This is a genomic window from Micromonospora sp. CNZ299, assembly GCF_002754415.1.
This window is the reverse complement of the sequence record NZ_PEFG01000001.1, coordinates 4,041,051-4,051,404: the sequence shown is the minus strand read 5'-3', so window position 1 is coordinate 4,051,404 and position 10,354 is coordinate 4,041,051. Positions and strand designations below refer to the sequence as shown.

The following is a 10,354-nucleotide window of genomic DNA, read 5'->3' as shown; positions in this document are numbered from 1 at the left end:
GCGGTCAGGCAATGCCGAGTTCGTCGTCGAGGAGGTCGAACAGCTCCTCGGCGGTGGCGCCGTGCAGGGCGCCGCTGTCGTGTGCAGGGTTGGCGCCGGCCCAGGCGTCGAGCAGGCTGTGCAGGCGGGCGGCGACCTTGGACCGGTCCGGGTCGTCGGCGCTGACGGCGGCCAGGCCCGCTTCGAGGCGGTCCAGTTCGCCGAGCACCGACAGGGCGGAGGCGGCGCGTTCGTCGAGCAGTTCGTCCTGCAGATAGCGGGCCAGCGCCGCGGGCGTCGGCTGGTCGAAGACGATCGTGGCGGGCAGTCGCAGACCTGCGGCGGCGGCGAGCCGGTTGCGCAGGTCGACGGCGGCGAGGGAGTCGAGGCCGCACTCGACCAGCCCGCGGTCGGGCTGGATGGCGTCGGCGGAGGCGTGACCGAGGACCGCGGCGACCTGGGTCTGCACCATCTCGAGCAGAATCTGCGGCCGGTCGGCGGGTGCCGCGCCGACGAGTCGCCGTTTGAGCGCCGCACCGGGCTCGGCGGCGTCGGCGGAGTTCTCCGCGACCCGGCGGGCGGGTCGACGGACCAGGTTGCGCAGCAGCGGCGGCACCGGGCCGTTGCCGGCCGCGACGGCCGGCTGCAACCCGATCGGCAGGACGACGGGAGTGCCGGCGCCCACCGCCGCGTCGAACGCGGCGAGGCCGGTCTCGGCGGTGAAGGGGGTGATGCCGAAGCTGGTCATCCGGCTGATGTCGGCGTCGCTGAGCTGCCCGGCCATTCCACCGCCGACCGCCCACGGCCCCCAGGCGAGGGAGATCGCGGCGAGGCCGTGGTGGCGGCGGTGCCGGGCGAGTGCGTCCAGGTAGGCGTTGGCCGCGGCGTAGTTGCCCTGTCCCGGGCCACCGAAGCTGCCGGCCGAGGAGGAGAACAGGACGAACGCGGTCAGGTCCCGGTCCTGGGTGAGCTGGTGCAGGTTGCGGGCGGCGTCGGCCTTGGCGGCCAGGACCGCGGCGACCCGCTGCGGGGTCAGGGAGGCGAGGACACCGTCGTCGACGATGCCGGCGGCGTGCACGACGGCGGTGAGCGGATGCTCGGCCGCGACGGCGGCGAGGGTATGGGCGAGCTGTTCGGCGTCGGCGGTGTCGCAGGCCGCCACGGTGACGGTCGCGCCGAGCCCGGCCAGCTGCCCGGTCAGTTCGGCGACACCGGGCGCGTCCGGTCCACGTCGGCTGGTCAGCAGCAGGTGCCGTACCCCGTGGGTGGTGACCAGGTGCCGGGCCAGCAGGCCGCCGAGGGCGCCGGTGCCGCCGGTGACCAGGACCGTGCCGTCCGGGTCGATGCCCAGGTCGGCGGGCGCGGCGGTGGCCCGGGTGAGCCGCGGCGCGTAGGCGCGGCCGTCGCGGACCGCCAGTTGCGGTTCGCCGCCGGCGAGGACACCGGGCAGGCTGGCCGCGGAGAGCGGCGAGTCGTCGACGTCGGCGAGCACGATCCGGTCCGGGTCCTCCGACTGCGCGGAGCGGATCAGGCCCCAGGCGGCGGCGTACGCCAGGTCGAGGGCGTCGACGGCGGGGTCCGGGTCGACCGCGCCGCGGCTGAGCAGGATCATTCGTGCCCCGGCGAAGGCGGGGTCGGCGAGCCAGCGTTGGGCGAGCGCCAGCCAGGCGTCGACCGCCGGGCCGGGTGCGGCCCCGCCGGCCTGCGCCGGGACGAAGACCAGGTCCGGTACGGCGCCCGAGGCGGCCAGCGCGTCCAGGTCCGGGTAGTCGTCGACGAGGGATCCGACGGCGGCCGCGGCGTCGGCCACGAACCCCTCGGGTGCGCCGATGACGGCGTACCGGCCGCCGGTGGGGGCGGCCTGCGGTTCGACGGGCGTCCAGTCCACTGTGAACAGCGGGGCCTCGTCGGTCGGCTGCCGTAGCTGGTTGACCGAGACCGGCCGCAGCACCAGCTTGCCGATCGTGGCGACCGGCTGCCCGGTCTGGTCGGCGAGGTCGATGCGGACCCCGTCGTCGCCGTTGGGGACGATCCGCACCCGGGCCACGGCGGCGCCGGTGGCGTGCAGGCCGATGCCGGTCCAGGAGAACGGCATCCGGCTCTGGGTGGGGCTCAGGCCCTGCTGCGCCTCGGCCGCCATGCCGAGGCCCATGGCGTGGGTGGCGGCGTCGAGCAGCGCCGGGTGCACGCCGTAGCGGGTGGCTTCGGTGGCGGTCGGCTCGGCCAGGGCGACCTCGGCGTAGATCTCCTCGCCGCGTTGCCAGGCCGCCCGCAGGCCCTGGAAGGCCGGGCCGTATCCGTACCCAAGCTGGGGCAGGAAGTCGTAGAGGAAGTCGACAGCGATCGGGGTGGCGTCGGTGGGCGGCCAGGTCTCGTCGGCGTCGGGTTCTGCGACCGGCACCGAGGAGGCGGTGCCGGCGGCGTGCCGGGTCCACGGACCGTTGTCGTCCCGGTCCGGGCGGGAGTGCACGCTGAGGGTGCGTCGGCCGTCGGCGTCGGCCGGGCCGACGCGGACCTGTAGCCGGGTTCCGGAGTCGTCCGGGATGACCAGCGGCGCTTCCAGGGTGAGTTCCTCGACCTGGCCGCAGCCGGCGTGGTCGGCGGCGTGCGCCGCCATTTCGACGAAGGCGGTGCCGGGCAGGATCGCGGTGCCGAGCACGGTGTGGTCGGTGAGCCAGGGTTGCTGGGCGGTGGCCAGTCGGCCGGTGAACAGCACCTCACCGGTGTCGGCGAGCGTCGTGACGGTGTGCAGCAGCGGGTGGCCGGTGCCGCTGTCAGCGGGATCGGCCGGGTCCGGACGCAACCAGTAGGGCTGGTGCTGGAAGGCGTACGTGGGTAGCGGGATGCGGCGTGCGTCGGAGCCGGCGTAGACCGCTGTCCAGTCCGGGGCGGCGCCGCGGGTCTGCAGCCGGGCGAGCGCGGTCAGGACGGTGACCGGCTCCGGGTGTCCGGTGCGAAGCGCGGCGACGGTGACCGCCGCCCGGCCGGGCTGGTCGGCGAGGGTTTCCTCGGCCATCGCGGCCAACACCGGGTCCGGGCCGAGTTCGAGCAGCGTACGGACCTGGCGCTGGTGGAGTGCGAGGACCGCGTCCGCGAAGCGGACCGTCTCCCGGGCGTGCCGCACCCAGTAGTCGGGCGAGGTGAGCTCGGCAGTGGTGGCGAGTTCGCCGGTCAGGGTGGAGACGATCGGGATCTGCGGCGGGTGGTAGGTCACCGCGGTCGCGGCCCGCCGGAACTCGCCGAGCATCGGGTCCAGGTGCGGCGAGTGGAAGGCGTGGCTGACCTGGAGCCGCTTGGCCCGCCGCCCGGTGTCGCGCCAGTGCGTCACGAGCTGTTCGATCGAGGCTTCGTCACCGGAGACCACAGTGGAGGTCGGTCCGTTGACGGCGGCGACGGTGATCCGGCCGTCCACCCCGTCGAGTGCGGCGAGCACCTCCGCCTCGCCGGCCTGGAGGGCGGCCATCGCACCGCCATCGGGCAGCGCCTGCATGAGTCGGCCGCGGGCTGCGACCAGGGCGGCCGCGTCGGCCAGGTCGAGGACGCCGGCCACGTGGGCGGCGCTCAGCTCGCCGATCGAGTGCCCGGCCAGGTAGTCCGGGACGATGCCCCAGTGGGCGAAAAGCCGGAACAGGGCGACCTCGACGGCGAACAGCGCCGGCTGGGTGTACTCGGTGCGGTCCAGCAGGTCGACGTGTGCCGGGTCGAGGACGAGGTCGCGGATCGACCGGTCGAGGTGGGCGTCCAGGTGGGCGCAGACCGCGTCGAACGCGTCGGCGTAGACCGGGTACGCGTCGTACAGCTCCCGGCCCATCCCGGCCCGCTGGCTGCCCTGCCCGGTGAAGAGCACCGCGGTTCGCCCGTCGACGGTGACGTCGGTGCTGAGCGCGGGAGCCGTGGTGTCGTCGCGCAGGGCGGTGAGGCTCCGGCGTACCTCGTCGAGGTCGGTCGCGACGATGGTCGCGCGGTGGTCGAGGGCCGCGCGGGTCGTGGCCAGTGACCAGCCGAGGTCGGTGAGGTGCGCGGCGGGCTCGTCGGTGAGATGGTCGAGCAGCGCCGCCGCCTGCGCCCGCAGGGCGGGGGCGGTCGCGGCGGAGAGCGTGACCGGTACGGCGGGAAGCGACCCACCGCCGGTCGGCGCCACCGGTGCCGGGGCCGCCGGGTGTTCCAGGATGACGTGGGCGTTGGTGCCGCTCACGCCGAACGACGAGACGGCGCCGCGCCGGGGACGACCGGTGTCCGGCCAGTCGCGGCTCTCGGTGAGCAGCTGGACGGTGCCGGCGGACCAGTCGACGTGCGGTGACGGCTCGTCGGCGTGCAGGGTGCGGGGCAGCACCCCGGCCCGCAGCGCGAGGACGGTCTTGATGACTCCGCTGACGCCGGAGGCAGCCTGGGTGTGCCCGATGTTGGACTTCAGCGAGCCCAGCCACAGCGGGTCGGCCTCGTGGCGGCCGGAACCGTAGGCGTTGATGACGGCCTGCGCCTCGATCGGGTCGCCGAGGACGGTGCCGGTGCCGTGCGCCTCGACCACGTCGACATCGGCGGGGGTGAGCCCGGCATCGGCGAGCGCAGCGTGGATGACCCGCTGCTGGGCGGGGCCGCTCGGGGCGGAGAGGCCGTTGGACGCGCCGTCCTGGTTGACCGCGCTGCCCCGGATGACGGCGAGGACCTGGTGGCCGTTGGCCTCGGCGTCGCGGAGCCGTTCGACGACCAGGACGCTGACGCCCTCGGCCCAGCCGGTGCCGTCCGCGTCCGCGCCGAATGCCTTGCACCGGCCGTCGGCGGCCAGGCCGCGTTGCCGGCTGAACTCGACGAAGACCATCGGGTTGCCGATCACCGCGACGCCGCCGGCCAGGGCCAGGTCACATTCGCCGCGCCGCAGCGACTGGGCGGCCAGGTGCAGGGCGACCAGCGACGACGAGCAGGCGGTGTCGACGGTGAGCGCGGGCCCTTCGAGGCCGAGCGCGTACGAGATGCGGCCGGAGATGACAGCGGTGGCGGTGCCGGTGAGCAGGTAGCCCTCGGTGCCCTCGGGGGCGTTGCGGACGCCGGCGCCGTAGCCCTGGCTCGACGCGCCGACGAACACGCCGGTCCGGCTGCCGCGCAACGAGTGCGGGTCGATTCCGGCCCGTTCGAAGCCCTCCCAGGCAGTCTCCAGGAGGAGCCGCTGCTGGGGGTCGGTGGCGAGCGCCTCGCGGGGGGAGATGCCGAAGAAGTCGGCGTCGAACTCGGCGGCCTCGTGCAGGAATCCGCCGGAGCGGGTGTAGCTGGTGCCGGGGTGGTCCGGGTCGGGGTGATAGAGGCCCTCCACGTCCCAGCCGCGGTCGGCCGGGAAGTCCCCGATCGCGTCGCGGCCGTCGAGCACCAGTTGCCACAGGTCGTCCGGGTTGCGGACGCCGCCGGGCAGGCGGCAGCTCATCGCCACGATGGCGACCGGCTCGTCGGTCGTGGCGGGAGCCGTGGTGGGGTTCGCCGACGGGGCCGGGACGGTGCCGGCCACCTCGTCGCGCAGCAGCCTGGCGATGGCCTGGACGTTCGGGTGGTCGAAGGCGAGCGTGGTGGGCAGCCGCAGGCCGGTCGCGGTGCAGAGCCGGTTGCGGAACTCGACGGCCGACAGGGAGTCGAAGCCGAGGTCGCGCAGTGCCCGGTCCGGGGTGACGGCGGAGGCGTCGGCGTGCCCGAGCACCGCGGCGGCCTCGCCGCGCACCAGGTCGACCAGGAACGTGTCGCGTTCTCCGGGTGTCATCCCGGTGAGTCGCTCGCGCAGCCCGGCGGCCTGGCTGTCGTCGTCGGGTGCCGCGGCGGACAGCGCGGTGCGGGCGTCGTCCAGGTCGGCGAGCAGGGCGCTGGGCCGTCCGACGGTGAAGGACGGGGCGAACCGGTCCCAGCGCACGTCGGCGACAGTGACGGTGGCCTCGCCGAGCCCGACCGCCTGCGCCAGCGCGACAGTGGTCTGCTCGGGCGGCATCGGCGGCAGGCCGCGGCGCAGCAGGTGGTCGGCCGTCTCCTGTTTGGTGGCCATACCGCCGCCGCCCCAGGCGCCCCAGGACACGGCGGTAGCGGCGCAGCCGCGGGCCCGGCGGGCCTCGGCGAGTGCGTCCAGGTAGGCGTTGCCGGCGGCGTACGCGATCTGCCCGCCGCTGCCCCAGGTGCCGGCGACGGAGGAGAACAGCACGAACGCGTCCAGGTCGTCGGGCTCGCCGAAGAGCCGGTCGAGGTTCGCCGCGCCGGTGACTTTGGCGTCGAGCACGTGGGCGAACTCGGCGAGGGTGACGTCGGCGATCGGCGTGTGCTGGGCGACACCGGCGGTGTGGATGACGGCACGGATCGGGTCGCCGGCGTCGGCGCTGTCGCGGACCAGCGCGGTGATCGCGTCGAGGTCGGCGACGTCGCACGCGGCGACGGTGACCCGCACACCGGATGCGGTGAGTTCCTCGGTCAGCTCGGCGGCCCCGGGCGCGGCCGGACCCCGCCGGCTGGTGAGGATGAGGTGGTCGGCGCCGTTGTGGGCGAGCCACCGGGCGAGTTCGGTGCCGATGCCGCCGGTGCCACCGGTGATGAGGACGGTGCCGGTCGGCTGCCAGGTGGGCGCGGTGCCGGTGGCGGCGCGGGTCAGCCGGCGGGCGAGGACACCGGACGAGCGCACGGCGACCTGGTCCTCGACGCCGTCGCCGGCGGTGATGCCGGTCAGGACCGCGCAGAGCCGGTCGGCGGCCCGCTCGTCGAGGGTTTCCGGCAGGTCGACGAGACCGCCCCAGGAGGCGGACTGTTCCAGGGCGGCGACCCGGCCGAGGCCCCAGACGAACGATTGCGGGACCCGGCGTACCGGGTCGGCCGGGCCGGTCGAGACCGCGCCACGGGTGGCCGCCCAGACCGGGGTCTGCGGGTGGGTCTCGCGCAGGGCGGCGAGCAGGGCGGTGGTGGCGGCGGTGCCCCGGGTGAGGGCCCGGTGCTGGTCGGTGGGGTGTTCGTCGAGGGCGAGCAGGGACAGGATGCCGACCGGGGCGGCGCCGTCGAGCGCCCGGGCGAGTTCCGCCTCGGGGGTGACGGTGACAGTCGCGCCGGCCCGGGTCATCCGGTCGGTGATCGTCGAGACCAGGTCCTGGTCGGTGTCCGCCGGCAGGAGCAGCAGCCAGCCGCCGTCGAGTCGCGGCTGCGGCAGGTCGGTGCGCGGTCGCCAGGTCACCCGGTAGCGCCAGGTGTCCAGCACCCGGTGCTCGCGGCGTCCCCGACGCCAGTCGCCCAGTTGCGCGACGGCGTCGTTGAGGTGGCCCATGCCGAGACCGGTCAGGTCCCCGTTGTCGACGGCCGCCCAGAACTCGGCGTCGACCGGGTCGGCGGCGACCAGCTCGGGGGCCGGGTCCGGCCAGAACCGGCGCCGTTGGAAGGCGTACGTGGGCAGGTCGGTGCGCCGGGCCTCGGGCAGCACGGTGGACCAGTCGACGGGGGCGCCGGCGACGTGCGCCTCGGCGAGCGCGCGGACGATCCGCCGCTGGTCGCCCTCGCCACGGCGCAGCGTGTGCAGGACCGGGGTGGTGACCGTGTCGCTGATCCCGGCGGTCAGCACCGGGTGCGGGCTGATCTCCAGAAAGAGACGGTTGCCAGCGGTGGCCGCTGCGGTGACGGCCTGGTCGAGGCGGACCGGGTTGCGCAGGTTGGCGTACCAGTAGCCGGCGTCGAGGGTGCCGCCGTCGGCGAGGGCGCCGGTGACGGTGGACAGGAACGGCACCGACGCCGGGCCGGGGGTGATGCGGGCCAGCGCGGTGGTCAGTTCGGCCGCGACCGGTTCCACGGCGTCGCAGTGCGAGGCGTAGTCGACAGCGACCCGTCGGGCCCGGACGCCCGCCGTCTCGCACCGGGTCAGGAAGGCGTCCACGGCCTCGGCCGGGCCGGCGACCACGACGGCGGACGGCCCGTTGACGGCGGCGATCGTGACGCCGTCGGCCAGCAGGTCCTCGACGGTGCCGAGCGGGGCGCTGACCGAGACCATGCCGCCGGTGCCGGCGAGCTGGAGCAGGGCCCGGCTGCGCAGCGCGACGACCTTCGCGCCGTCCTGGAGGGACAACGCGCCGGCCACGACTGCGGCGGCGATCTCACCCTGGGAATGGCCGATCACCGCCGAGGGGGTGACGCTGTGGCTGCGCCAGAGTTCGGCCAGCGACACCATCACGGCCCAGAGGGCCGGCTGCACCACGTCGACCCGGTCGAGCAGGCCGGGGTCGGCGGAGCGGAGCACGTCGAGCAGGTTCCACTCGACGTGCGGGCTGAGCGCGTCGGCGCAGGCGGCGATCCGGTCGGCGAAGACCGGCGCGGTGTCGAGCAGGTCGGCGGCCATCCCGCTCCACTGGGAGCCCTGGCCGGGGAAGACGAAGACCACCTCGGCGTCACCGACGGCGGTGCCGGTGACGACGTCGGTGTCGGTGGTGCCGCCGGGTGTGGCGAGGGCGGCGAGGCCGGCGCGGTGCCGCGGGCCGAGGACGACCGCGCGGTGGGCGAGCACCGAGCGGGCGGTACGCAGCGTGTGCGCGACGTCTGCCGCTGCGGTGCCGGCGCCGGGGCCGTCGAGGTGGGCGGCCAGCCGCGACGCCTGGTCCCGCAGGGCGTCGGCGGTGGCGGCGGAGATCAGCCAGGGAAGCTCCCCGGCGCTCGGTGCGACCGGCTCGGCCGGCTCCACCACCGACGCCGGCTCGGCGGCCGGTGCCTCCTCCAGGATGACGTGGGCGTTGGTGCCGGACATCCCGAACGACGACACCCCAGCGCGGCGCGGCCGCTCGCCGGTCGGCCAGGGACGTTCCTCGGTGAGCAGGCGTACGTTGCCGGCGGTCCAGTCGACGTGCGGGGTCGGCTCGTCGACGTGCAGGGTCCGGGGCAGCGTCTCGTGCCGCAGCGCCTCGACCATCTTGATGACACCGCCGACGCCCGCAGCACCCTGGGAGTGCCCCAGGTTGGACTTGAGGGAGCCGAGCCACAGCGGACGATCCTCGGGCCGGTCCTGGCCGTACGTGGCGATCAGCGCCTGGGCCTCGATCGGGTCACCGAGCACGGTGCCGGTGCCGTGCGCCTCGACGGCGTCCACGTCGGCTGTGGTCAGCCCGGCGTTGGCGAGAGCCTGCAACACGACGCGCTGCTGGGCGGGGCCGTTGGGGGCGGTGAGCCCGTTGGACGCGCCGTCCTGGTTGACGGCGGAGCCGCGCAGCACGGCGAGGATCGGGTGGCCGTTGCGTTGGGCGTCGCCGAGCCGCTCCAGCATGAGCAGGCCCACGCCCTCGGACCATCCAGTGCCGTCCGCGGCGCCGGCGAACGACTTGCACCGTCCGTCCGGGGCGAGACCGCGCTGGCGGCTGAAGCCGATGAACGCGGTCGGCGAGGCGAGAATGGTGGCGCCGCCGGCCAGGGCCAGGTCGCACTCGCCCAGGCGCAGCGCCTGACCGGCGAGGTGCAGGGCGACCAGCGACGACGAGCAGGCGGTGTCCAGTGTGACGGCCGGGCCCTCCAGGCCGAGCAGGTACGCGACGCGGCCGGAGATCACGCTGGGCGCGGTGCCGGTGAGGAAGTAGCCCTCGCTGCCCTCGGGCGGGTTCTGCTGGAGCAGCGAGACGTAGTCCTGGGTGCTCGGGGTGCCGGCGAAGATGCCGGTCCGGGTGCCGCGCAGGTGGTGCGGGTCGATGCCGGCCCGTTCGGTGGCCTCCCACGCGGTCTCCAGCAGCAGCCGCTGCTGCGGGTCCATCGCCATCGCCTCGCGCGGGCTGACGCCGAAGAACTCGGCGTCGAAGGCGGCCAGGTCGGCCAGGAAGCCGCCGTCGCGGGTGTAGCAGGTGCCCGGGTTGTCGGGGTCGGGGTGGTAGAGCCCGTCGAGGTCCCAGCCGCGATCGGTGGGGAATGCGCCGATGCCGTCGCGTCCCTCGGCGACCAGCTGCCAGAGGTCCTCGGGGCTGTGCACCCCGCCGGGATAGCGGCAGGCCATGCCGATCAGGGCGATCGGCTCGGAGCCGGCCGACTCCAACTCCCGAATGCGTTGACGCGCCTTGTGCAGGTCGGTCGTCACCCATTTCAGATAGTCCCGGAGCGTTTCTTCGCTTGCCATACGATGCCACCTCTTCAAGGCAGAGCGACCCGGAATAAGCTGGGCCGGAATACGGCGATCCGCAATCAGGACGCTATGGAAGCCCTGGTGGGCCAACAACCCCTGCGGGGTCGCGACGGACCCTCGCGCGCCCCGACGGCACCCCGATACCGGTCGGCCGGTAGGGGTAGGTAGGGGATATCTACGGGGGTGCCCCGGGAGTCATTCTCAATACACAAAGCACGGAGCAGAACGGGACGGCAGCGAGGAAGCGCCGATCCGGGCTCCGCCGGAAGGACCGGGTGACTCTTCGGG

At 74.8% G+C, this 10,354-nt stretch carries 1 protein-coding gene; it reads right to left on the bottom strand.

What is annotated here, in order from left to right; genetic code table 11:
• Positions 1–4 precede the first annotated feature (4 nt).
• Complete coding sequence (locus CLT68_RS18880) at positions 5–10,060, bottom strand: type I polyketide synthase (protein ID WP_099852479.1); 10,056 nt, start codon at positions 10,058–10,060, stop codon at positions 5–7.
• Between the last annotated feature and the right edge of the window lie 294 nt (positions 10,061–10,354).